A 21978-nucleotide genomic window follows, 5' to 3' on the forward strand; every position below is an offset into this window, starting at 1 on the left:
AAGATTTTCTATATAATATATAAAAAATTGATTGAATTTACATAAATTTACTGGTAATATATGCCTAGAAATTGTAAATGGAGGTATTTATGAAAAAAAATAAGTTGCAATTTATGTTTCTAGCAGTAGTTTTTATTGCAGTATTTTTTCATGTAGACAATATCTATAGTGCCGACCACATTAATAAAGATACGATTATTCAATCTATCGATATTGATGCCGGCAATGATAAAAATCCTGAATTCAAGGTATCTCTGTACAATACCCGTTCAGATGTGGAATATATAGTTCAAAGCCCATATATCACTAAATACAAGTATATGACATCTAAGATTTATAAATTGGTACAGTATAAAAACGGTAAAAAAACGGGATATGTTAACCTTACTTTGAAAAGTCTAAGTGATAACAATAACTGGATGTTTTTTGTTAACTACTATTCGGATGAAGATAACATTAAGCTCAAATATGATATCAAAGCATATACTCAACAGACAAATCTGAATATCTTGACTTTCCCAAACGAAAATGGCAAATATGTATTAAAAAGAGAAAAAGCATCGAGCAAAGTAACACTCTCAAATAAAGTTACATATCTGGAAAGTGCAAAACGTTATGTTAAGTTCGGCGAAATTATTTCAGCCAGAGGGTTAGGCTCCACAGTATGCGAAATATACAAGTATAAGTCAGACAATGTTCTGACAAAATCAAAAGATGGATTCAACTCACAGATAACATTAAACTCGATTGCAAAAAGGGAAATCAGGGGAAACTGGCTTTTATCCGTTAATCCTATGGTTGATTGGAGCCATAAAACCGCTTTTAATACGATGCTGAAAATGGACTTCGAAACAGGTACAATATTTTTTAGTGATGGAGTATACAGGGAAAACATGTATAATTATGTTCCCAGGTCATCCAGCGTAAGAACCTATTTTAAGAATCCTGCAGGCCTTCAGGTAAGGGCATGCAAATGGGTTTTGGATAAAGGAAGTCTCTTTAAAACAGTAGGAGTCTATTCAATGTATGTATTTGCCGATTCAATAGGTAACAAGGGCTACATACCAACACAGCCAATGTCTGAATGGCTGAAGTCGGATTACAACATTAGTTACAATTTCTATGATACAAGGTTCAATTCGGATACTATGACATCGCTGATATACATCTATAAGGACTATCCGGATAAATACGTACTTGAAAAGTTGAATAGGTATATAGCTTTTTACAAAAATTATTACAAGACAAAACAGTATAAGGTTGGGAAAGCAATATTTGTACCAGATTACATGGATATCAGCGGTAAAAACAAGATTAATCCTACCTCACTAAATCATTTTATTGCGGAAACAGAGGTAATGTTCCTTTACTATAATCTGACAGGGGATAAAGAATGTCATAAAATTGCTTTAGAAATGCTAAATTCCATAAAGCTGACCAGCAGCAAGTGGATACGTCCTAACGGTGATTTATGGTATAGGGTTACACCACAAGGTGTATTCAACACAGATGATTATCCACTGGTTACGTACAATGACCTTGTGTTTTTCAAACAGATTTTAAAAACAGTTGAAGGTAAAATTCCTGCTGAAATAGAAAAAATGTACCAAAGTAAAGAAAAATGGGCAAAGAACCATGGATTTCTTTGATACTGTTTATTTACCAACATATATTTTATTTAAGTGCAGACATTAAATGAGTATTTGTTTTAAAAGCAGGAGGAGGGATTTACTTTGCGTGAAGGATTAATTCCAACGGTATTAGGAACGGCTGTTACCGCAACAGGGCTGGCAATGCGAGGTTATGACATGAAAAAACATGGCATGAAGAAGCGTGACACAGCAATTGCAATTGGAGCAGGCGTTATTGGGTTTGGAGTAGCACACGTTGTATTGGGATCCATAGATCTGATACACAAATAAATTCAAAAGAGGGGTGCTTATCTACGCACCCCTTTTATCATATCCTTTCAAAGACAGGTTTCCTTTTTTCAAAATGAACTACATGTTTAAATCCAATATTTTTCAGGTGTTCCAACCCCTCGCTGAAACTATGTCCAAGATGTTCGGCAAAGTGAGAATCTGACCCTACGGTGATAACTTCTCCACCCAATTCAAAATAGCGTTTAAAAACATCATATCCGGGTATCGTACATCCAAGATCGCTTCTTAACCCGGAAGTATTCAGCTCAATACCTTTTCCCTTTTCTATAACCGCTTTTAAAATCTCGTCGATAATATCGCTGTAATCCTTGTATCTGAGAGGTTTGTCCTCAAAGTTGCCATATCTGGCAGCATAACCTATATGACCTATGACATCATAATTATCATATGCATTTACTGAACATAGGATTTCCTCCAAATATCTTTCATAAGCCTGCTGCTGTGTTCTGCCGATAAAGAAAGCTCCGGTATAAGGGTCCTTGTGCTCTATTATATGCACTGAGTTAATAACAAAGTCGAAGTCGTAACGATTGAGAATATTATTGATTTTGTCAACCACCTGAGGCTGAAAACCCATTTCAACACCTATAAGTATTTGAAGCTTTGATTCCCATTTATCTTTGAGTTTGCTAAAAAAGGAAAAATACTCATTATAATCTATTAAAAAACTTTCATCAAAATCCGGATAGTCATAATCTACATGGTCCGTAAAAACCAATCCTTCAAGCCCGATTTCGACTGCTCTTTTACAGGCTTCATCAGCGTCCATGTTTGAATCTGTAGAAAATTTTGAATGAATATGGTTGTCATGCATTGTAACTTTCTCCTTTGAAAAGTATAATAATACTAAAATTAATCATCCTATAAAATATAATACGTTTTTAAAGTAATACTAATTAATATTATCTACATTTTAAACTAAAAGTCAAAAAAGAGAGAGGTTAGAGTATGAAGCAAGAAAAAACTCAGGGTGAATTATTAGAAGAAAAGCTTACCTATAAACAAAAAAATGCTTGGGAGTATAGTGAAAAAGAGGTTCAACAAGCTTTTGAATTATGTGATGAATATAAGACGTATCTTGACCAAGGAAAAACAGAACGTGAATTCTGTTCAGTTGTAGAACGCCAGCTAGTTAAGGCGGGATATGAAAATCTGACTGAACTTATGAAAAAAGGAACAAAGTTGAAAAAAGGTACCAAGGTGTACTACATAAACAAGGAGAAGTCTGCTGTTTTTGCAGTAATAGGGCAAGAGCCGTTAACTCAGGGCATAAATATGGTAGGAGCGCATATAGATTCTCCTCGCCTTGATTTAAAGCCCAACCCAATCTATGAGGATTCCGGTATGGTACTTCTGAAGACTCATTACTATGGAGGTATAAAAAAATATCAATGGGTAACCATTCCTTATGCGTTACATGGTGTGGTTATTAAGGCAGACGGTACAAAGGTGGAAATTTGTATTGGTGAGGACGACAAAGACCCTGTATTTACCATAACAGATTTACTCCCTCATCTGGCTCAGGAGCAGATGAAGAAAAAAGCTACCGAGGTTATTGAAGGCGAAAGCCTTAATATATTATTTGGCTCAATACCTTTAAAGGATGATGAGGTAAAAGACAAGATTAAGCTGAATATATTAAAACTTTTAAACGAAAAATATGGAATGGTAGAAGAAGATTTTATATCAGCAGAGCTGGAGGCAGTACCTGCGTACAAGGCGAGAGATATTGGACTCGACAGGAGTATGATAGGAGCTTACGGTCAGGATGACAGGGTTTGTGCATTTACATGTATAAAAGCAATGCTTGATCTTCCACAACCTAAAAAAACTGCATTGTGCATTCTTACAGACAAAGAAGAAATCGGAAGCATGGGAAATACCGGAGCTCAGTCCAGTCTTCTTAAGAATTTTGTATCAAAACTATTATATTTAACTGTAGATAATTACTCCGACATTTTAACAAATCAGTGTCTGGAAAATTCAAAAATGCTTTCAGCTGATGTAAATGCAGCTGTTGACCCTACGTATGAAAGTGTAAATGAAAAGTTAAATTCATCATATATGGGAAATGGTATTGTATTTCAAAAATATACAGGTTCAAGAGGAAAGTATGATGCAAGTGATGCCAATGCTGAATTTGTAGCAGAAATAAGGAATTTGTTTAATAAAGAAGGCATTATCTGGCATTTATCGGAAATGGGTAAGGTTGACCTTGGAGGAGGCGGAACTATTGCCCAGCATGTTGCTAACCTTGGCGTTGATGTTCTTGATTGTGGAGTGCCGATACTTTCTATGCACTCTCCAATTGAAATATCAAGTAAAATAGATGTTTACATGAGTTACAAGGGTATGAAAGTTTTCCTTGAAAGTAAATAACGTTATTAGGAGAAAAGGACATGATAAGATTCGGACCATCTGGAAATTCAGACAGCTTTTATGAACAGGGATACAAATCGTCGGCACAAATGCCTGCATGGCTTGCTTCAAAGGGCCTGAATGCTTACGAGTACTCCTGTACAAAAGGAGTAAAGGTTGGAGAGGCAACTGCAAGGGAAATAGGTCAACAGGCTCAGAACAACAATATTTTTGTCAGTATCCATGCTCCGTATTATATAAACATGTCAAGTGAAGAAGAGGACAAAAGAGAAAATTCTAAGAGATACATTATGGAAACCTTGCAGGTTGCAAAGTGGATGGGTGCCAAGAGAATAGTTGTTCATACAGGGTCCACCAGTAAACTAGGACGGGAAAAGTCTCTTGAATGGGCAATACAGATTCTTAAGGAAACTCTGCAAATGTCTGATGCTGCCGGTTTTGGCGATATCAGTATATGTCCGGAGGTGTTGGGCAAGCATAACCAGTTGGGAACACTTGAAGAAATAATGGAAATGTGCAAAATTGATGAAAGGTTGATACCTACTATTGATTTTGGACATATTCATGCCAGAGGCCTTGGAATACTGAATTCTCAAGAAGACTTTGAAACGGTAATAGATTTTATAGAAAACTCAATAGGTAAGGAAAGAACCAAAAGAATCCATTGCCATTTCAGCCGGATTGAGTTTTCCAAAGGCGGAGAAAAAAAGCACTGGAATTTTGCAGACAAGCAGTTTGGGCCTGAATTCGAGCATCTTGCACCTGTTCTGGTTAACAGAAAGATGGAGCCTGTTATTATTTGTGAATCAAGAGGTATGATGGCTGAAGATGCCTCAGAAATGAAAGAAATTTATAATAGTATATTGGAAAATCAAAACTTGTTCTAAAGTAGTATATAAGCCTGTTTGGGGAAAACAAACAGGCTTATATAAAAGAATGTGGAGGTTAAAATGAAAAAAATACTTGTTTTAAACGGGCCTAATCTGAATATGTTAGGCATCAGGGAAAAAGCTGTTTATGGGAGTGAAACACTGCTGGATATTGCCAAAGAGGTTAATATCGTATCTCAGGAGCTTGGGTTGGAGTCGGATTTTGTACAATCAAACCATGAAGGGGAAATAATAGACAAACTCCATGCAGCACGTGGTGTATTTGATGTTGTAATAATTAATGCGGGAGCATATACACACTACAGCATTGCTATAAGGGATGCAATAAAGGCAATAGAAATACCTACAATAGAGATACACCTTTCGAATATACATAGCAGAGAAGAATTCAGACATACATCCATGATAGCACCCGTATGTGTAGGACAGATATGCGGATTCGGGAAGATGAGCTACATATTGGCACTTCATGCTGCGGCAAACTTTTAAAGGTTACTATATATAATTAAAATAATAGGGATTTATGGAGGTAGTTAAATGGTTGACAAACAAATATTATCAAATAGGTTGGATACTTTCAGAAAGGAACTGAAAAACCTTGGTCAGGATGGCGCATTGATTACAAAAAGAGAAAATTATATGTATCTTTCAGGTTTTTCAGGTACTTCAGCAAACCTTGTTATTACTGATAAAAAAGCATATCTGCTGACCGACTTCAGATATGTTGAACAATCGGCAAAGCAGGCACCTATGTTTGAAATAATTCAGCATAAGACCGACATAAAAGATACAATCCTTGAAATATTAAACTCCGAAGGAATTAAAAAGCTTGGCTTTGAAGACGAAAGCTTGACTTATGCGGAATACAAATCATTTAAAAGCAAGTTCAAGGATACTGAACTGGAGGGAATAGGTTCTGTTATCGAAAGGTTAAGGAGTATAAAGGATTCTTTTGAAATAGAAACTATAACTAAGGCTGTAGAAATTGCGGATGGTGCATTCAGCTACGTTCTCGGTATCATAAAACCCGGAATTACAGAGCTTGATGTTGCTGCTGAACTGGAATATCAAATGAAAAAATTAGGGGCATCCAGTGCTTCCTTTGAAACAATTGTCGCATCGGGGCTTAGGTCATCCATGCCACATGGAGTAGCATCTGAAAAGAAACTCGAAATTGGTGATACAATTACAATGGATTTTGGCGCATTATATAACCATTACTGCTCCGATATAACAAGAACGGTTTTTCTTGGACAGCCGGATAAAAAAATGATAGATATCTATAATATAGTTTTAGAGGCTCAATTATCTTCAGAGAGAGGTGCCGTTCAAAGGAAAACAGGGAAGGAAATCGATAAAATAGCAAGGGATATAATATACGGCAAAGGATTTGAAGGTAAATTCGGACATGGACTTGGTCACGGTTTAGGCCTTGAGATACATGAAAATCCACGCCTTTCCCCAAGCGGAGAAACAGTACTGGAAAACAATATGGCAGTTACCATAGAACCGGGTATCTATGTTGAGGGACTTGGAGGAGTAAGAATTGAGGATACCATTATAATCAGGGATGATAACCCTCTTGTTTTAACCCGTTCTACAAAGGACTTAATTATAATATAAGCCAAAATCAGACTTTTTCGGTGTATTTATTGACTTTTATCATTAAATTGAAAATTTTTCTTGCCTAATAGAGAAAATTAATTTAATATAAACTAGGATAGTATTAAAGATAAAATAAATTTTTATGCATTTTTATATTATGGAGGTAAAGTATGATAGTAGCTGGTGATTTTAAAAATGGCGTAACATTTGAATTGGATAATAATATATTTCAGGTAGTAGAATTCCAACATGTAAAGCCAGGAAAAGGAGCTGCGTTCGTTAGAACAAAGTTAAAGAATATAATAACAGGTGCAACAGTTGAAAGAACTTTCAACCCGACAGATAAAATGCCAAAAGCTCATATCGAAAGAAAAGATATGCAGTATTTATATAATGATGGTGATTTATATTACTTCATGGATGTTGAATCCTTTGAACAGCTTCCTATAAATAAGGAAACAATTGGCAATACACTTAATCTTGTTAAAGAAAATGATATTGTAAAGATTCTTTCACATAAAGGAAATGTTTTCGGTATTGAGCCTCCTACATTCGTAGAGCTTGAGGTAACAGAAACAGACCCGGGTTTCAAGGGTGATACTGCTACTGGTGCAACAAAACCTGCTACAGTTGAAACTGGTTATGTTATAAAAGTGCCCCTTTTTGTTAACACTGGAGATATAATAAGAATTGATACAAGAACAAATGAATATATGGAAAGAGTTAAATAATAAAATACCAAAGTGGTAATGAGGAGGTAAATATGAGCTATATAAGCGAACGTGTAGCATTCATTAAAGGTTTGGCAGAGGGTATGAAGATTAATGATTCAACCAATGAAGGGAAGCTGTTAAACGCTATAATCGATGTTCTGGATGACATTTCACTTGCAATTGAAGATATTGAAGAAATTCAGGATGACCTTGGTGAGCAGGTAGACAGCGTAGATGAGGATCTCGCAGAGATTGAAAAACTTATTTATGATGAGGATGACATTGAGTTTGAAGAAATTGAGTGCCCTAACTGTGGTGAAAAAATCGACGTTGATCTTGAAATGATTGATGAAGATGCTGAATCCATCGAGTGTCCCCATTGCCATGAGAAGATTGAATTGGAATGGGATTGCGAATGTGATGATGAATGTGGTTGCGGCTGCGGACATGATCATGATGAAGAATAATTTAATGTAAGTATTATTAAAAGCTTCCAACAAATATTTGTTGGAAGCTTTTTTAATGTTTCGCTATTGACAAAGGTATATTCAAGTTGTATTATTGTATTAATCACTTAATACAATAATACAACTTGAAGGAGAATAAGCCATGATAAATAAAAAGCACATCTTATTAATAATTGTTTCAACTATATTTTTATTATCGGGATGTACTTACGGAAGCTATAGTACTTTGAAATCTGTTGAAAACAATACTTCAAGCATGATGTCCATGAGGTATGAAAGATTTAACGGATACAATGCTACACCTATTAAAGTAAAGGAAGGCAATCCGATTGACGTAAGTGTCGATATTGTTTCAAACAAAGGGAAACTGGACATGTCGATTACAGATGAAAAGGGACAGAGTGTTTATGAAGGTAAGGATATACCCACATCCTCCTTTTCAGTAAGACTTGATAAAGACGGGGACTACAAACTGAAAGTTTCAGGTGAAAAGCACTCCGGTAGCTACAAAATTACATGGGGAAAGGCAAGTGAAGATAATGAAAAATAGCTACAAGGGGAGGTGGTGTGATGGCTAATGATTTTTCATCTAATGTTCCTATATATATTCAAATAATGAATGAAGTTAAGCTAAAGATAGTTTCCGGAGTATGGGAAGCAGGACAAAGACTTCAATCTGTCAGAGAACTGGCTGTAGAGTTTTCAGTTAATCCCAATACCATGCAGAAGGCCTTATCTGAACTTGAAAGAGAGGGCTTGTTGTATACTGAAAGAACATCTGGAAGATATGTCTCACAGGACGAGGAAAAAATAAAAAAAGCACGGGATGAGATGGCTGAAGAATACACCGGGAATTATTACAACCTGATGAAGAAACTGGGCTATAAGAAAGAAGAAATAATATATGTAGTATCTAACAGATTAGCTGATATTGAAAAAGGAGGTCTTAAAAATGAGTAATGTAGTAGAAATAAACGCACTGCATAAGTGTTATGGGGCCAGAAAGGTGCTGGAAAATGTGTCTCTATCCTTAGAAAGTGGGACAATAGTAGGTCTGCTGGGACCAAACGGATGCGGTAAGACATCAATGATTAAGATAATTGCAGGTATTATACAGGATTATGAAGGGCAGGTATTGATTGATGGAAGAGTGCCTGATGAGTATACAAAATCAATTGTTTCCTACCTACCTGAAAAAACATATCTTGGTGATAACTTAAGAGCTAAGGACGCTCTGAACTTCTTTGAAGATTTTTATTCTGACTTTGACAAGGAGAAGGCAAAGAGTATGCTCTCTCAATTCAAGCTTGATCCAAATCAGAAGATTAAAAGCATGTCAAAAGGAATGCAGGAGAAAGTTCAGTTGATTCTTGTAATGTCTAGAAAAGCAAAGGTATATTTACTTGATGAACCTCTGGGAGGACTTGATCCCGCTTCACGTAAAGCAATGCTTGACATTATACTGAACAATTATTCCGAGGATGCAGTAGTACTTCTTTCAACTCACCTGATAAACGATGTTGAAAGAATATTTGATAGGGTAATCATGGTGGGAGAAAAAAGAATTCTGGTAGATGATACTGTTGACAATATTCGTGAGAAAAATGGTAAATCTGTTCAAGAGCTTTTTGAGGAGGTGTTCAAATGTTAGGAAAATTATTTAAATACGAGGTTAAGGATACATCAAGAATAATACCTTTCTTTTATGCAATAACAGCAATTCTGGCTGGTTTGTCTCTGCTAGCCGGAAAACTGGAGTTGGGTTGGTTCAAGGTAACATCGTCGGCGCTACTGCTTTTAGTTGGAATTGCAGTATTTATTGTTACACTGGTAGTAATATGTATGAGGTTTTATAAAAACTTATACTCAAACGAAGGATACTTGAGTTTCTCATTGCCTTTAAAACCTCACCTTCATCTTGTTTCAAAGGCAATCGTATCATTTATTTGGATGATACTGAGTGTTCTGATTTGTCTGGGAGCTTTCTTTGTTGCATTGTATGGACTGGGAGTAGATGGGAAAGTGTGGTCATCGGTTATGGACGAAATAGAAAGATATGGTATGGGGAATTATTTATATGCAATTATACCTATGGTATGTTTATCAATACTGTATTTAATGAGCCAGATTTACTTTTCTATAACCTTGGCAAATCGTCCCAGATTTCATAATATAGGGGCGGCAGGAGCCTCGATTCTATTGTTTCTGGCTACAAATGTAGCGCTAAAGATAGTAGAGACTATACTAACCATAATAATTCCTTTTTCACTTTCCGTCAGCCTGACCGGCGGTTTTGATATTTCTTTAACTGCTCAGAATATGGTTGGATATTTAATGAATAATATAAACAATCAAAATCCTTCAAATATGGTTATTGGTCTCGGAGGATATACATTTGATATAATAATGGTATGTGTCCTCTTCTATACTACAGGTCGCATGATGAATAAAAAAGTTTCCTTGAGATAAAAGAAAATTATACAGATTAAATAAAACACCCGATAGAGCCAAAAATGGTATCATCGGGTGTTTTTTATACCCTTTTTTATTTTTGTCATAAAGTTGGACAAAGCCTAATATATATAAATAAATAAATTTCGTATATGAGATTTATGCGGTTACTTAACACAAGGGTGTTAACTAAAGAAAAGCAAGGAGTGATTAACACATGACTAACGTACAATTTGAAATATTGCCTTTCCTCATCCCCGGTATCAGGGAAGTTATTCAAAAAATCAATATTAATGAGTTAAACAATATGGAAGAAATACGGTTGCGGGCAGGAAAACCCTTAATGGTATTTTATAAAAAAAATGACTGGTTTGTCACTCAAAACGGGCGGTTAACACGTTCTTTTAGCGAGGCTTATGTAGTGGACCAAAAAGAGATAGTCAAAACGCTGGAACTTATGAGTGAGAATTCCATTTATGCATATCAGGACGAAATAAAATCAGGTTATATTACTTTACGGGGGGGACACAGAATAGGTCTCAGCGGCAAGGTTGTATTGCAGGAAGGCAAAATCAGAAATATAAAGGATTTTAACGGTCTGAATATTCGTATAGCAAAAGAGGTAAAGGGTTCTGCAAAACATATAATAAAATACATAATAAAAAACAGCTCTGATATATATAACACACTTATCGTCGGGCCGCCTCAATGCGGGAAGACTACCATACTTAGGGATTTGTCCAGAATGTTGAGCAGCGGTGAAACAGAATACGATTTTAGCGGTATGAAGGTTGGGATAGTTGATGAAAGGTCTGAAATCGCAGCATGCTGTAAAGGTGTGCCTCAGAATGATGTAGGATATAGAACTGATGTTTTAGATGGTTGTCCGAAAGTATTGGGAATGGAAATGCTTTTGAGGAGCATGTCGCCTGGAATAATAATTACGGATGAGATAGGAACTCATGGTGACAGGGATGCCATACTAAAAGTGTTAAATTCCGGAATAAAAATAATAGCGTCAGCACACGGCTATAACGTAACAGAGCTAAAAATGAGGGATGAACTCCTTTCTTTGATTAAATCCGCAGCATTTGAAAGGTACATAGTACTGAGTTCCAGAAATGGGCCCGGTACACTTGAAGAAGTTGTAGACGCAGGTATGATACCGGTTTACAGGGCATCATCATAGAAGGGAGCTGTAAAAATGATTATAAAAATTATCGGCTCGGCACTACTCATATGTGCCACCAGCCTTATGGGCTTTTCTCTGGCAGCAGACTGCTCTAAAAGACCTAAGGTGCTAAGAGAGCTTCAGGTACTGATGCAAATGTTTGAAAATGAGATAAGCTATCTGTCAAATTTATTGGCGCAGTCCTTTGAAAGGATATATACAAGCTCCAAAACTGATGCCTCACTACTTTTCAAGGAAGCGGCTGAAAACCTATCCTTACCCGGAATAACTGCAGATACAGCGTGGGAAAAGGCTGTTGAGAATACTTATTCAAAGCTGGGCTTAAATAAGGAGGATAAGGCCATTTTGATTACCTTCGGAAAAATGCTTGGCAGTTCAGATCTGGAAGGCCAGATTAACAACATAAATCTTGTCTCATCCCAACTGAAGCTTCAGGAAATGAAAGCGGAGCAGATGAGACAAAAAAATGAAAAAATGTACAAAAGCCTTGGTGTATTAAGTGGATTGGCAATAGTAGTTGTATTATTTTAGGTACAAAGGAGTGAAGTTTTATGGAAGTAGATCTCATATTTAAAATTGCAGCGATAGGCATTTTGGTTTCGGTATTGAATCAGGTTTTAATCAGGTCAGGCAGGGAAGAGCAGGCCATGATGACTACTCTGGCAGGAATAGTAGTTGTACTTTTAATGGTATCAAAACAGATTGCGGGCCTTTTTGAGGCGGTAAAAACAATGTTTCAGTTTTAACAAAAGCATTATGGATACGAGGGTACATATGATATGGATATACTTCAGATTGTTTGTATTGGTATAGTTGCGGTAGCACTTTCATCAGTGATAAAGGTACAGAAACCGGAGCTTGCTTTGCAGGTGAGCATAATTACCGGGATTCTCATATTTATGCTTGTAGCAGTAAAGCTATCCGCAGTCATAGAATTTATAAAAACCTTCAGTCAGAAGGCTGATATAGACTCAACATATATTGCTATTTTGCTTAAAATAGTCGGAATCGCATATATAGCGGAGTTTGGAGCGGAGGTTTGCAAAGATGCAGGAGAATCGTCAATTGCATCCAAAATAGAACTTGCCGGTAAGGTTACCATAGTAGTTCTGGCAGTACCAATAATAACATCACTCCTGGACCTGGTAGTAAAACTGATGCCATAGCAGGTATCGACATACATCACGTTAATGGCTGCTTTTAGCCTCGGAGGAATTTTACCAATGAAATTAAAAAAACTTGTATTTGCAGTATTATTACTTATAACTGTTTTCTCCCCACTTTGTATACATGCAGAGACATTACATCAAAATACTGACAGTAGTACTGAGAATGAAAAGATTCTTAACGATCAGCTCAAGGATAACTCAGGTATAAGCGACAATGTAAGAAAGTATTACGGTGAAGATTCCCAAGAACTCTTTCCGGACTTTGACCCCGGAAAAATTGTTTCCGATGCGGCAAAAGGTGATTTGAAATTCAGCTTCACAGGAGTTATTAACAGAGTAATCAGGTATCTTCTTAAAGAAGTCTTTTTAAATGCAGACATATTAATAAAGATAATAATCCTTTGTATTATTTGTGCAATACTGAAAAACCTGCAAAATTCATTTCTGAGTGAAAGTGTGGGTGAAATGGCTTTTTTCGTGTGCTACATAGTACTGGTATCAGTATTAATGGTTAGCTTCAGTACAGCTATGAAAATGTGCATGGATATTATTGATAGTATGGTGTCGTTTATGCATTCAATAATACCCCTGCTAATTACACTTCTGGCAACATCAGGAAGCATATCTTCGGCAGGTGTTTTTCAACCTGTACTGGTAATGTTGATTGAAATAGGTGCCACAGCAATTAAAAATTTTTTCATCCCGTTAATTTTTCTTATTACCATACTTAACATAGTTAATAATATTTCCGATAAGATTCAATTAACCAAACTTGCTGGTTTTATGAAACAAATATGTACCTGGGGGCTGGGGCTTATCCTTACAATATTTATAGCAATCGTATCAATACAGGGGTCAATGGGTGCAGTGGTAGACGGCGTGACAAGCAAGACAGCAAAGTTTGCACTGGGAACATTTATACCAGTAGTAGGAAAGTATCTGGCAGATGCGGCTGATACGGTTGTAGGTTGCACCCTTGTAATTAAAAATGCATCAGGACTTGTTGCAATGATTGGAATCCTATTAATATGCCTTGCGCCGCTTTTGAAAATTCTTGCCGTGGTTGTTTTGTACAAGCTGGCCTGTGCAGTTGTAGAGCCCATATCAGATAAGAAGATTACAAATTGCCTTAACGATATGTCAGGCTCGTTGACATATATATTAGGAGTAACGGCCGCTATAGCAGTTATGTTCCTAATAGCAATTACAATTGTAATAAGTACTACTAACATGTCTGCTGCAATTAGGTAAGGGAGGGTTTTCAAATGCTTGAATTTTTAAGAAGCTGGATTATCAACATTGTAACAATCACAATCATTCTTGTTTTGTTTGAAATAATAATGCCTTCAGGAAAAATAAAAAAAATAAATAAGTCTTATAGCGGGATTTATTTTGCTGATTGCTGTAATAAACCCTTTCTTAACTCTTAAAAATAAAAATTTTGACCTTGGACAGAATGTGATATCGGATAGCATGTACATTGATAAAAATGAGCTGGAAGCCAGCAGCAAACTGTTAAAGGACAAGCAGATGAAACAGGTATCCCAGGTGTACAAGGAAAAAGTGATTAACAGTATACAGGAACAAGCCCTTAAAATTGATGGAGTTTCTCAGGCAAAAGCTGATATTGAAATCAATGAGGACTACTCTTCAAATAAATTCGGGGAAATAACCAGAGTAAATCTGCAGATAAAACGAGGGAAAAAACAGTCGGACAGTGTAAAAATTAATTCCGTAATGCCTGTTAAAAAGATTGATATTTCATTACCTTTTATAAAGGGAAGGAACAATAAAACACCGGAAGCACCAGTAGATGATGAAAGTAAAAAAATAACAGAACAATTAAAACAGACCATAAATAAATCCTTTGAAATAAAAAAGGACAGTATTATTGTTATAGTTAATTAATTTATTTTGGATAACCCATAAATTTTCGGAATAAATGGTGCAGGAGGGAATATAAATGTATAAATTTAGTAAGCTTATAACGGATCTGAAAAAAAGAATAACTGCTGACGGGAGTAAAAAGGTAATTCAGAATACCGTAATAGTTGCAATTATAGGAATAATTCTACTCATCGCAGGCAGCGTATTTTTTCAAGGCACAGACAAGAAAAACGAGAAGGTTACCCCCCAGCCTAAAAACGGGACAGAGGTTGTGGAAACATTAAGTCAGAAGGAAGGTGAAACAAAGGATAAACTGGAAAAAAGTCTGGAAGCTATCCTGTCACAAATAAAAGGAGCAGGTAAGGTTAGTGTTATGGTGACCTTTTATTCCGGTAATGAATCCGTGCCGGCTTATAACACAAAAAACAGTACAAGCGACACACAAGAGAAAGACAAGGAAGGAGGTACGAGGTCAGTTAAACAGGCAGACAGGGAGAATAGCATCATTTTCGAAGAAAGCGACGGAGTAAAAAAACCATACATAACAAAGGAACTGCTCCCCAAAGTAAAAGGTGTTGTCATAGTTGCAGACGGGGCCGGAGATGCAGAAGTCAGAAGTAGCCTGGCAAAAGCAACGGAGGCACTTTTTGAAGTGGCTTCCCACAAGATACAGGTGTTTGAGAGAAATAAAAACTAATTTTAAAAAATAGAAATAAACTTAAATATATATGAATATACATAATGTGTGAGACGAGCAAAAATCCTTTAGGTGAAAAGCCAAGGAGAAACAATAAACTAAAAGATTGTTAGGAGGGTCTATGTAATGAATTTTTTAAAAAGAAAACAAATAATTGTACTTTCCCTTGTACTTATGCTGTTAGTCGCAGGCTATCTGCAGTACAACTACAACAAAAGCTCACAATACAGCGAAGATGACTCCGCTCAAATTGGCGATGCAGTATATGTAGATAATCAGGATGCATCTGATAAGGGAAATATTGACACTGCAGCTGCCGGGGATGAAGAGAAAACAGCTACCGCTTCAAAGGAAGCAAACAACTTTTTTGCTCAGGCAAAAATGGATAGGGATGTTACAAGAGACAAGGACATTGAAACAATGAAAGGTGTCTATGAAGACGATATGGCCAGCAAGGATGCAAAATCCAAGGCATATGAAAAAATGATGAAAATAGTTGAAACGTCTCAGAAAGAGGCCAATATTGAAACCCTTATCAAAGAAAAAGGTTTTAATGATGTAGTTGCATTATTTTCTGACGACGGAAGTGTAGATGTTGTTGTAAAAGCTCCCGCAATATCAAAGGCTGACTGGGCTAAAATAGCTGACATTGTTGCAAGACAGGGAAATGTTCCTTTTGATAAGATTATAATCAAGAATATGTTCTGATTCTTATAATTTTATAAATAAATCAGCTCAAAAAGGGGTTATCTTGAAAGAGATAGCCTTTTTGTTTTTTGTAAATTTTTTAGGACAAGGAGCAACATTATTCCAGATGATTAGAAACCGCTGTTATTTAAAATACTAGTATAGATTGATAATTAAGGATTGAAGTGATATAATTTTACAAGCTGTTATCCAGAAGAAATGGTAATATTGCCTGACTGATATAATGGAGGTATATTATGGAAGATAATAATATAATTGATGACTATGGTTCTGTAAAAATATCTGAGGAAGTTGTTGCCATTATCGCCGGAATTGCTGCGACTGATGTTCCTGGGGTAGCGGGAATGAGTGGTGGTATTGCAGGAGGAATCGCTGAGATTCTCGGAAGGAAGAACCTTTCAAAAGGTGTTAAAGTTGAGGTTGGAGAAAAAGAGGCAGCTATAGATTTATATATAATAGTAGAATACGGTGCGAGAATACCTGAAGTGGCATGGGACATACAGGACAAGGTAAAAAGTACAGTACAGGAAATGACAGGACTCAATGTTGTTGAAGTTAACATTCACATTCAGGGCGTTAACTTTGAAAAAGAGATAAAGAAGGATTCCGAAACTAAGTAGGGTATCAATATCGGTGTTATTGGAAATAATTAAGTAAAGTATATGAGAATGATTATTATCCAAACATTCTCATATACGTTTGATTTTTATACATAATTGAAATATAATGAAATTAATTACCGAATTTATGGTATTGTTTGCTTAAAATAAAAGAATAGAGGTGAAGTTTATATGAACATAATTTTACGTGTACTATTAGCTGTATATGCATTTTTCCTGACAATTGCATCAATGTTCGCAATGCTTGTTACAATCAAGTCTGACATATTGTCGGAGGCTTATACATACTTATATAACGATGTGTTGGCGTATCGGAATCCATCCATTTTGATGTTCATTGTTTCTTCAATATTTTTCTGTTTGAGTTTGACATTCCTTCTTTCCGGTTTTAAGCCTGAAGGAGATAAGAAAGCTATAACCAAATACAATAAAAACGGCGATATCAGAATTACTTTAAACTCAATCGAGAACATTGCATTGGCTACATCGAGAAAACTCAACGGGATTCGTGATTCCAAGGCATTTGTTACAAAAGTAGGCGAAGGTGTAAGCATTACTGTGAAAGCAATTGTTCTTCCTGACATAAACATTCCTCTACTGTCTGAAGATATGCAGCAGAAAGTAAAATCTGCAGTTGAAGATTGCACCGGAGTGCAGGTAGATAGTGTCAGAGTTTTAGTGGAGAGCATTTTCACTGGTTACAAATCTGCAAGAGTTGAGTAACAATTGGAGGTGTTACCATGGATAAACAGGTATTAACCGAATTTTACAATCAGCACAAGGGTGAAATACTGGGGGCTGCAATTGGTTTTGCGATTGCAGTTATTGTATTGATTCTTGGATTGTTAAAGGCATTATTTATAGTGTTGTGTGTAGTTTTTGGATTTTATGTTGGGAAAAAATTGTATCAGGACAAAGACTATATTAAAAATCTTCTGGACAGGATACTGCCCCCTGGTACATACAGATAGACAGAAATAACTTAATTTAAGGAGGAATATCAATGGGACGCCGTGCATCCAGGGAATCTGCGATGAAACTGTTGTATCAATTGGAAATACAGAAAACTGACAGAGACGAACAAATTAACATGGCCCTGGAAGACGAAAGTTTAACTAAAAACGATAGGGAATATATTAAAGGAATCGTTGATGGGGTATACGAAAAAACACCGGTTTTAGACGGTATAATAGAAAAAAAAGCTACCGGATGGAAAATAAATCGTTTATCAAAAATAGATTTATCAGTTTTAAGAATAGGAATTTACGAGATATTGTACAGAGACGATATACCGTTTAGTGTTTCTGTAAATGAGGCTGTAGAATTGGCTAAAAAGTATAGCAATGAGGATGCAGGAGCGTTTGTTAATGGCCTTTTGGCTAAGGTATCAAAGAGTGATGTGCCTCAAGAAACGTCCATAAGTGAAATTGATTCTGAATAATAGAAGCTTTAAAGGGTAATGTGATACATTTGACATTATCCTTTTTTGAAATATAGGAGTTTTAAGAATAATGAATAGAGTTTATTCGGTTTCTGACATAAATAATTATATAAAACAGTTGGTATCGAGGGACCTCATATTATCGGATGTGTCAATTAGGGGTGAAATATCCAACTTTAAGCACCATTACACAGGACATATGTATTTTACAATTAAGGATGAAAACAGCCTTTTAAAATGCGTTATGTTCAAGTCACAGGCCATTGCACTTAGATTCGCTCCCGAAAACGGCATGAAGGTGATAGTATCCGGCTATATCTCTGTTTTTGAAAGAGACGGGCAGTATCAGCTGTATGCAAGCAATATGCAGCCGGATGGAGTGGGTGCTCTCCATGTTGCCTTTGAACAGCTTAAAGAGAAGCTTCAGCGGGAGGGGCTATTTGATCCCGAAAAAAAGAAGAGTATTCCTGTGCTGCCCGGAAGTATAGGCATTGTCACATCTTCGACAGGTGCCGTTATCAGGGATATTATAAATGTTACCTATAGAAGAAACAGTAAAATGAAACTGGTTCTGTATCCTGTAGCAGTTCAGGGGCCACAGGCAGCAGGGCAGATAGCTGAAGCAATAAAGCGCCTCAATGAGCATAATAAGGTTGACGTAATTATTGTGGCCAGGGGCGGCGGCTCACTGGAGGAATTGTGGGCATTTAATGAGGAAATTGTTGCCAGAAGTATATATGCATCAAATATTCCTGTTATATCTGCCGTTGGACATGAAACTGACTTCACCATATCCGATTTTGTTTCGGATATGCGGGCACCGACTCCTTCTGCCGCCGCTGAACTTGCAGTCCCTGATATAGAGGTTCTTTTATATAAGCTGGATAGTTACAATATGAGAATGAAAAATGCCCTTATAAAAAAAGTCACCGCATTACAGAATCAACTGCAAAAGATAAATTCAAGACCTTTTTTTACACAGCCTTATGACAGAGTAAACCAACAAAGGCAGACATTAGACAATTTAATAAAAAGTATTTTGAGAGAGAATCAATCTATTATAAAAGATAAGAAGTCACAGTTTGGAATGCTTACAGGAAAGCTGGATGCTTTGAGTCCCTTGAAAATAATGGAACGTGGCTATAGTCTTGTAAAAAACTCTCAAGGACATGTTGTAAATAGTGTAAAGCAGGTTAATACAGGAGATAAGTTGGAAATATTGGTAAATGACGGACTGGCAGAATGTGACGTTATATCGGTAAGAGAGGGAAAAATATATGAGTAAAAGTGTTAAAATTGAAAAGAGCTTTGAAGAGGCTATAGCAGAGCTTGAACAAATTGTTGTGAAGCTTGAAAAGGGTGAAGCCACATTGGAGGAGTCCATTACCAGCTTCCAGCAGGGAATAGAACTGTCAAGGTACTGTGCAGCAAAGCTGGATGAAGCAGAAAAGAAAATTACAATGTTGATTCAGGATGAAGAGGGTAATTTGGAAGAACAAGATTTTAACATGTAATTCGGAGGAAATATGAATTTTAAGGAAAAAAACAATATATATGTGAATATGATTGAAGAGAGGCTTCATAATATTATTCCGGAAGTAAACGGTTACTGCGTTGATATAAAGGAAGCAATGTCATATAGTCTTTTAGCCGGAGGCAAGAGATTGAGACCTTTATTGGCACTTGCTGTTGCTGAGATGTTTGATAGGCCCTTTGATGAGGTAATTAATTTCGGCTGTGCAATAGAAATGATTCATACATATTCGCTGATACACGATGATCTGCCGGCTATGGATAATGATGATTATAGAAGGGGAAAGCCGACAAACCACAAGGTGTTTGGTGAGGCCATGGCAATACTTGCCGGAGATGGACTATTGAATATGGCTTATGAGATAATCATTAATGACGCAGTTGAATCAAGGAATATTGAAAAAATGCGGGCTGCCGGAATAGTTGCGAAGTATGCAGGGGCATTAGGAATGGTAGGGGGTCAGGTAATTGATCTTCAATCAGAAGGAAAAACCATTGAAAGTGATAGGCTCAAAACAATGCACAGACTAAAAACAGGTGCGTTGATAAAAGCGCCGGTGGAAGCTGCTGCAGTTATATGCGGTGCCGATATAAAGGAATTTGAGCTTCTGTCAGGATATGCAGCAAATTTAGGGTTGGCTTTTCAAATAAAGGACGATATCCTTGACATTGAAGGAACCGTTGAAAATATGGGAAAGAACCCCGGAAATGATTCTTCATGTAATAAATCAACTTATGTAACCATGTTTGGACTTGAAGAGTCAAAAAAGCTTCTGCAAACAGTAACTCAAGAAGGTATTTCCTGCCTTGAAGCATTCGGCCATAAGGCGCAGTTTTTGAAAGAACTTGCATTATCACTGGTTGTAAGGGACCGATAAGATAAATTTTGGGGAATAATATTCTCTTTGTTTATCAAAGTTTTTATGTTATAATGTTGTCTCGATAACATTTATGTTATTTAATATTATTACTATTGACAAAAAAACAGGGTGGCGCAGTATTCTAGTCAGTACTGATGATTCTGAAGACGGGCCTAAAAATCCGTTTAAGGGCACATCGATGAAGTTCCTTGTGTCGGCTTGCTACGCCCAGTGGTGGGTTGATGCTGGGAGTTAAGGCTTAGGGGCGATCCGCAATGGCATGCGGGCGTTGACCCCTTTTCCGTGGAGACCCTTACTTGTGGGAGAAAAGTCAAGCTTTTGCTTGCCACCTCGACTACGAAAAGGGATTAAACCTGTTATGCGGTGTCTTTATGATGGCTGTGAACAGTGTAGCCTGCCTTGAGTGAAATCCGGTGAATAACGGATCAGATGCTTCATGTATTGGCCGATATATAAGCATTATTGCTGTTTGAAACCTTTTTTGCAAAAGAGGCTAGGAATCATTTTGACTGCTGGGGAAAACCCCTAGACTGTTCTTAAAAGTGGTTTATTGGGGATTAAAGTGTGGACTAAGTGGTAATCAGGCCCCGTAAACGGAGACGTACGGTGATGTGTTTAAAGGGAAACCACTGGTTTGGCGACATTCCAGCACATGTCAGGGAAATCCTGCCTGACCTAAGCCGCAAAATTTACTCAATAAACTGCCACCTGTTTTTCTAATAAATCTGGAGGATTGGTGTGGAAGATAATTTAAAACATCCAGCCGACGAAAAGAAGGTTAAATTCAGGGCTAACGCAATTAGCTCTAAAAAAGAAACAAGAGTTTGGACACTTTTAATAACGGTAATCACTTTTTTCATTTCTATTTTTATGTCTTTTTTTTCAAATGAAACATTAGGTAATGCTACCACAGTTGTTTCATTTCTTATTGTTTTTGTTATAATAATCATAAGTATATTATTTGATCTTATAGGTACAGCTGCAACAGCTGCTGATGAAGCACCGTTTCATTCTATGGCATCAAGAAAGCTTTATGGTGCTAAACAGGCTGTTATACTAATAAGAAATGCCGACAAGGTCTCAAATTTCTGCAACGATGTCGTTGGGGATATTTGTGGTGTAATAAGCGGTACGGCGGCTGCCTTTATAGTATACAAGTTTTTGGGCGGCGGTACGGGTGCACAAAATTCTATCTTTGGACTTTCAATTACAGCAATGGTTGCATCGCTCACTGTTGGCGGAAAAGCACTGGGTAAATCCATAGCATTGCAAAATAGTAATTACATTATATATAAAGTAGCGGTTGTTATAAAATTTCTTTTTGGAAAATTAAATTTTAAAAAGAGAAAGAAATGGAATAATAAAAAAAAATGCACTAACAAAGGTACTAAAAAGGAGTAAA

The 21978-nt window shown here is 36.6% G+C and carries 30 protein-coding genes; 29 read left to right on the plus strand and 1 reads right to left on the minus strand.

Annotated elements, in window-relative coordinates:
• The first annotated feature begins 89 nt into the window (after nucleotides 1-89).
• On the plus strand, nucleotides 90-1649 hold the full coding sequence (locus L323_RS25845) for a hypothetical protein (protein WP_020814542.1): 1560 nt from the start codon (nucleotides 90-92) through the stop codon (nucleotides 1647-1649).
• Nucleotides 1650-1733: 84 nt separating this feature from the next.
• On the plus strand, nucleotides 1734-1922 hold the full coding sequence (locus tag L323_RS25850; protein ID WP_020814543.1) for a hypothetical protein: 189 nt from the start codon (nucleotides 1734-1736) through the stop codon (nucleotides 1920-1922).
• 37 nt (nucleotides 1923-1959) lie between these two features.
• On the opposite strand, the gene L323_RS25855 is transcribed toward L323_RS25850, so the two are convergent.
• The gene (locus L323_RS25855; RefSeq protein WP_020814544.1) at nucleotides 1960-2757 is read right to left on the minus strand and encodes a histidinol-phosphatase HisJ family protein; all 798 of its coding nucleotides are present in this window, start codon (nucleotides 2755-2757) and stop codon (nucleotides 1960-1962) included.
• 134 nt (nucleotides 2758-2891) lie between these two features.
• Between L323_RS25855 and L323_RS25860 the strand changes: the two genes are divergently transcribed.
• The 27 genes from L323_RS25860 (at nucleotide 2892) to L323_RS25980 (ending at nucleotide 21977) form a co-directional block, all read left to right on the plus strand.
• Entirely contained in the window at nucleotides 2892-4322 is a 1431-nt protein-coding gene (locus tag L323_RS25860) for an aminopeptidase (protein ID WP_020814545.1), read from the plus strand.
• A gap of 20 nt (nucleotides 4323-4342) precedes the next feature.
• Entirely contained in the window at nucleotides 4343-5209 is an 867-nt protein-coding gene (locus L323_RS25865; RefSeq protein ID WP_020814546.1) for a TIM barrel protein, read from the plus strand.
• Between the two features lie 63 nt (nucleotides 5210-5272).
• The gene (gene aroQ, locus L323_RS25870) at nucleotides 5273-5701 is read left to right on the plus strand and encodes a type II 3-dehydroquinate dehydratase (protein ID WP_020814547.1); all 429 of its coding nucleotides are present in this window, start codon (nucleotides 5273-5275) and stop codon (nucleotides 5699-5701) included.
• A 48-nt stretch (nucleotides 5702-5749) separates the two neighbouring features.
• Complete coding sequence (locus L323_RS25875) at nucleotides 5750-6835, plus strand: M24 family metallopeptidase (RefSeq protein WP_020814548.1); 1086 nt, start codon at nucleotides 5750-5752, stop codon at nucleotides 6833-6835.
• Nucleotides 6836-6987: 152 nt separating this feature from the next.
• A complete protein-coding gene (gene efp, locus L323_RS25880) occupies nucleotides 6988-7548 on the plus strand; it encodes an elongation factor P (RefSeq protein ID WP_020814549.1) in 561 nt (186 codons plus the stop codon).
• 32 nt (nucleotides 7549-7580) lie between these two features.
• Nucleotides 7581-7997, plus strand: coding sequence for a CD1247 N-terminal domain-containing protein (locus L323_RS25885; protein ID WP_020814550.1), 417 nt, complete (start codon nucleotides 7581-7583; stop codon nucleotides 7995-7997).
• A gap of 142 nt (nucleotides 7998-8139) precedes the next feature.
• On the plus strand, nucleotides 8140-8547 hold the full coding sequence (locus tag L323_RS25890) for a hypothetical protein (RefSeq protein ID WP_020814551.1): 408 nt from the start codon (nucleotides 8140-8142) through the stop codon (nucleotides 8545-8547).
• A 20-nt stretch (nucleotides 8548-8567) separates the two neighbouring features.
• Complete coding sequence (locus L323_RS25895; RefSeq protein ID WP_020814552.1) at nucleotides 8568-8957, plus strand: GntR family transcriptional regulator; 390 nt, start codon at nucleotides 8568-8570, stop codon at nucleotides 8955-8957.
• The gene (locus L323_RS25900; protein ID WP_020814553.1) at nucleotides 8950-9648 is read left to right on the plus strand and encodes an ABC transporter ATP-binding protein; all 699 of its coding nucleotides are present in this window, start codon (nucleotides 8950-8952) and stop codon (nucleotides 9646-9648) included. Before L323_RS25895 ends, L323_RS25900 begins: the two co-directional genes overlap by 8 nt.
• Nucleotides 9642-10466: an ABC transporter permease gene (locus L323_RS25905; protein WP_020814554.1), complete on the plus strand. Its 825-nt coding sequence runs from the start codon at nucleotides 9642-9644 to the stop codon at nucleotides 10464-10466. The genes L323_RS25900 and L323_RS25905 overlap by 7 nt, the downstream gene beginning before the upstream one ends.
• A gap of 199 nt (nucleotides 10467-10665) precedes the next feature.
• A complete protein-coding gene (gene spoIIIAA / locus L323_RS25910; protein ID WP_020814555.1) occupies nucleotides 10666-11637 on the plus strand; it encodes a stage III sporulation protein AA in 972 nt (323 codons plus the stop codon).
• A 15-nt stretch (nucleotides 11638-11652) separates the two neighbouring features.
• Nucleotides 11653-12171: a stage III sporulation protein SpoIIIAB gene (gene spoIIIAB, locus L323_RS25915; protein WP_020814556.1), complete on the plus strand. Its 519-nt coding sequence runs from the start codon at nucleotides 11653-11655 to the stop codon at nucleotides 12169-12171.
• A gap of 20 nt (nucleotides 12172-12191) precedes the next feature.
• On the plus strand, nucleotides 12192-12386 hold the full coding sequence (gene spoIIIAC, locus L323_RS25920) for a stage III sporulation protein AC (RefSeq protein WP_014313799.1): 195 nt from the start codon (nucleotides 12192-12194) through the stop codon (nucleotides 12384-12386).
• A 33-nt stretch (nucleotides 12387-12419) separates the two neighbouring features.
• On the plus strand, nucleotides 12420-12806 hold the full coding sequence (gene spoIIIAD / locus L323_RS25925) for a stage III sporulation protein AD (RefSeq protein ID WP_020814557.1): 387 nt from the start codon (nucleotides 12420-12422) through the stop codon (nucleotides 12804-12806).
• A gap of 57 nt (nucleotides 12807-12863) precedes the next feature.
• Nucleotides 12864-14060, plus strand: a complete 1197-nt coding sequence (gene spoIIIAE / locus L323_RS25930; protein ID WP_020814558.1) for a stage III sporulation protein AE — start codon at nucleotides 12864-12866, stop codon at nucleotides 14058-14060.
• A gap of 141 nt (nucleotides 14061-14201) precedes the next feature.
• Complete coding sequence (locus L323_RS25935) at nucleotides 14202-14717, plus strand: stage III sporulation protein AF (RefSeq protein ID WP_242835242.1); 516 nt, start codon at nucleotides 14202-14204, stop codon at nucleotides 14715-14717.
• Between the two features lie 55 nt (nucleotides 14718-14772).
• The gene (locus L323_RS25940) at nucleotides 14773-15393 is read left to right on the plus strand and encodes a stage III sporulation protein AG (protein ID WP_020814559.1); all 621 of its coding nucleotides are present in this window, start codon (nucleotides 14773-14775) and stop codon (nucleotides 15391-15393) included.
• A gap of 126 nt (nucleotides 15394-15519) precedes the next feature.
• Entirely contained in the window at nucleotides 15520-16101 is a 582-nt protein-coding gene (locus L323_RS25945) for a SpoIIIAH-like family protein (protein WP_020814560.1), read from the plus strand.
• A gap of 236 nt (nucleotides 16102-16337) precedes the next feature.
• On the plus strand, nucleotides 16338-16721 hold the full coding sequence (locus L323_RS25950; RefSeq protein WP_020814561.1) for an Asp23/Gls24 family envelope stress response protein: 384 nt from the start codon (nucleotides 16338-16340) through the stop codon (nucleotides 16719-16721).
• 171 nt (nucleotides 16722-16892) lie between these two features.
• Complete coding sequence (gene amaP / locus L323_RS25955; RefSeq protein ID WP_020814562.1) at nucleotides 16893-17444, plus strand: alkaline shock response membrane anchor protein AmaP; 552 nt, start codon at nucleotides 16893-16895, stop codon at nucleotides 17442-17444.
• Between the two features lie 17 nt (nucleotides 17445-17461).
• Nucleotides 17462-17692 carry a DUF2273 domain-containing protein gene (locus L323_RS25960; RefSeq protein ID WP_020814563.1) on the plus strand — a complete coding sequence of 77 codons (231 nt, stop codon included), beginning with the start codon at nucleotides 17462-17464 and terminating at the stop codon, nucleotides 17690-17692.
• Between the two features lie 32 nt (nucleotides 17693-17724).
• On the plus strand, nucleotides 17725-18162 hold the full coding sequence (gene nusB, locus L323_RS25965) for a transcription antitermination factor NusB (RefSeq protein WP_020814564.1): 438 nt from the start codon (nucleotides 17725-17727) through the stop codon (nucleotides 18160-18162).
• A 70-nt stretch (nucleotides 18163-18232) separates the two neighbouring features.
• Complete coding sequence (gene xseA / locus L323_RS0120515) at nucleotides 18233-19447, plus strand: exodeoxyribonuclease VII large subunit (protein WP_031341816.1); 1215 nt, start codon at nucleotides 18233-18235, stop codon at nucleotides 19445-19447.
• A complete protein-coding gene (gene xseB / locus L323_RS25970) occupies nucleotides 19440-19676 on the plus strand; it encodes an exodeoxyribonuclease VII small subunit (protein ID WP_020814565.1) in 237 nt (78 codons plus the stop codon). Before xseA ends, xseB begins: the two co-directional genes overlap by 8 nt.
• A 12-nt stretch (nucleotides 19677-19688) precedes the next feature.
• A complete protein-coding gene (locus L323_RS25975) occupies nucleotides 19689-20573 on the plus strand; it encodes a polyprenyl synthetase family protein (protein ID WP_020814566.1) in 885 nt (294 codons plus the stop codon).
• A 73-nt stretch (nucleotides 20574-20646) separates the two neighbouring features.
• A complete protein-coding gene (locus L323_RS41265; protein WP_165582680.1) occupies nucleotides 20647-20811 on the plus strand; it encodes a hypothetical protein in 165 nt (54 codons plus the stop codon).
• A 503-nt stretch (nucleotides 20812-21314) separates the two neighbouring features.
• Nucleotides 21315-21977 (plus strand): Mg2+ and Co2+ transporter CorB, encoded by a 663-nt coding sequence (locus L323_RS25980; RefSeq protein WP_020814567.1) that lies wholly within the window; start codon nucleotides 21315-21317, stop codon nucleotides 21975-21977.
• Nucleotide 21978 lies beyond the last annotated feature (1 nt).

This window comes from Ruminiclostridium papyrosolvens C7, from assembly GCF_000421965.1.
Classification (GTDB): Bacteria; Bacillota; Clostridia; order Acetivibrionales; family DSM-1351; genus Ruminiclostridium; species Ruminiclostridium papyrosolvens_A.

What these genes read in the sequence shown, in the direction of transcription:
- L323_RS25845 (WP_020814542.1), top strand. Translation starts at nt 90, where the DNA reads ATGAAAAAAAATAAGTTGCAATTTATGTTTCTAGCAGTAGTTTTTATT.
- L323_RS25855 (WP_020814544.1), bottom strand. Translation starts at nt 2,757, where the DNA reads ATGCATGACAACCATATTCATTCAAAATTTTCTACAGATTCAAACATG.
- L323_RS25860 (WP_020814545.1), top strand. Translation starts at nt 2,892, where the DNA reads ATGAAGCAAGAAAAAACTCAGGGTGAATTATTAGAAGAAAAGCTTACC.
- L323_RS25865 (WP_020814546.1), top strand. Translation starts at nt 4,343, where the DNA reads ATGATAAGATTCGGACCATCTGGAAATTCAGACAGCTTTTATGAACAG.
- aroQ (WP_020814547.1), top strand. Translation starts at nt 5,273, where the DNA reads ATGAAAAAAATACTTGTTTTAAACGGGCCTAATCTGAATATGTTAGGC.
- L323_RS25875 (WP_020814548.1), top strand. Translation starts at nt 5,750, where the DNA reads ATGGTTGACAAACAAATATTATCAAATAGGTTGGATACTTTCAGAAAG.
- efp (WP_020814549.1), top strand. Translation starts at nt 6,988, where the DNA reads ATGATAGTAGCTGGTGATTTTAAAAATGGCGTAACATTTGAATTGGAT.
- L323_RS25885 (WP_020814550.1), top strand. Translation starts at nt 7,581, where the DNA reads ATGAGCTATATAAGCGAACGTGTAGCATTCATTAAAGGTTTGGCAGAG.
- L323_RS25890 (WP_020814551.1), top strand. Translation starts at nt 8,140, where the DNA reads ATGATAAATAAAAAGCACATCTTATTAATAATTGTTTCAACTATATTT.
- L323_RS25895 (WP_020814552.1), top strand. Translation starts at nt 8,568, where the DNA reads ATGGCTAATGATTTTTCATCTAATGTTCCTATATATATTCAAATAATG.
- L323_RS25900 (WP_020814553.1), top strand. Translation starts at nt 8,950, where the DNA reads ATGAGTAATGTAGTAGAAATAAACGCACTGCATAAGTGTTATGGGGCC.
- L323_RS25905 (WP_020814554.1), top strand. Translation starts at nt 9,642, where the DNA reads ATGTTAGGAAAATTATTTAAATACGAGGTTAAGGATACATCAAGAATA.
- spoIIIAA (WP_020814555.1), top strand. Translation starts at nt 10,666, where the DNA reads ATGACTAACGTACAATTTGAAATATTGCCTTTCCTCATCCCCGGTATC.
- spoIIIAB (WP_020814556.1), top strand. Translation starts at nt 11,653, where the DNA reads ATGATTATAAAAATTATCGGCTCGGCACTACTCATATGTGCCACCAGC.
- spoIIIAC (WP_014313799.1), top strand. Translation starts at nt 12,192, where the DNA reads ATGGAAGTAGATCTCATATTTAAAATTGCAGCGATAGGCATTTTGGTT.
- spoIIIAD (WP_020814557.1), top strand. Translation starts at nt 12,420, where the DNA reads ATGGATATACTTCAGATTGTTTGTATTGGTATAGTTGCGGTAGCACTT.
- spoIIIAE (WP_020814558.1), top strand. Translation starts at nt 12,864, where the DNA reads ATGAAATTAAAAAAACTTGTATTTGCAGTATTATTACTTATAACTGTT.
- L323_RS25940 (WP_020814559.1), top strand. Translation starts at nt 14,773, where the DNA reads ATGTATAAATTTAGTAAGCTTATAACGGATCTGAAAAAAAGAATAACT.
- L323_RS25945 (WP_020814560.1), top strand. Translation starts at nt 15,520, where the DNA reads ATGAATTTTTTAAAAAGAAAACAAATAATTGTACTTTCCCTTGTACTT.
- L323_RS25950 (WP_020814561.1), top strand. Translation starts at nt 16,338, where the DNA reads ATGGAAGATAATAATATAATTGATGACTATGGTTCTGTAAAAATATCT.
- amaP (WP_020814562.1), top strand. Translation starts at nt 16,893, where the DNA reads ATGAACATAATTTTACGTGTACTATTAGCTGTATATGCATTTTTCCTG.
- L323_RS25960 (WP_020814563.1), top strand. Translation starts at nt 17,462, where the DNA reads ATGGATAAACAGGTATTAACCGAATTTTACAATCAGCACAAGGGTGAA.
- nusB (WP_020814564.1), top strand. Translation starts at nt 17,725, where the DNA reads ATGGGACGCCGTGCATCCAGGGAATCTGCGATGAAACTGTTGTATCAA.
- xseA (WP_031341816.1), top strand. Translation starts at nt 18,233, where the DNA reads ATGAATAGAGTTTATTCGGTTTCTGACATAAATAATTATATAAAACAG.
- xseB (WP_020814565.1), top strand. Translation starts at nt 19,440, where the DNA reads ATGAGTAAAAGTGTTAAAATTGAAAAGAGCTTTGAAGAGGCTATAGCA.
- L323_RS25975 (WP_020814566.1), top strand. Translation starts at nt 19,689, where the DNA reads ATGAATTTTAAGGAAAAAAACAATATATATGTGAATATGATTGAAGAG.
- L323_RS41265 (WP_165582680.1), top strand. Translation starts at nt 20,647, where the DNA reads ATGTTATTTAATATTATTACTATTGACAAAAAAACAGGGTGGCGCAGT.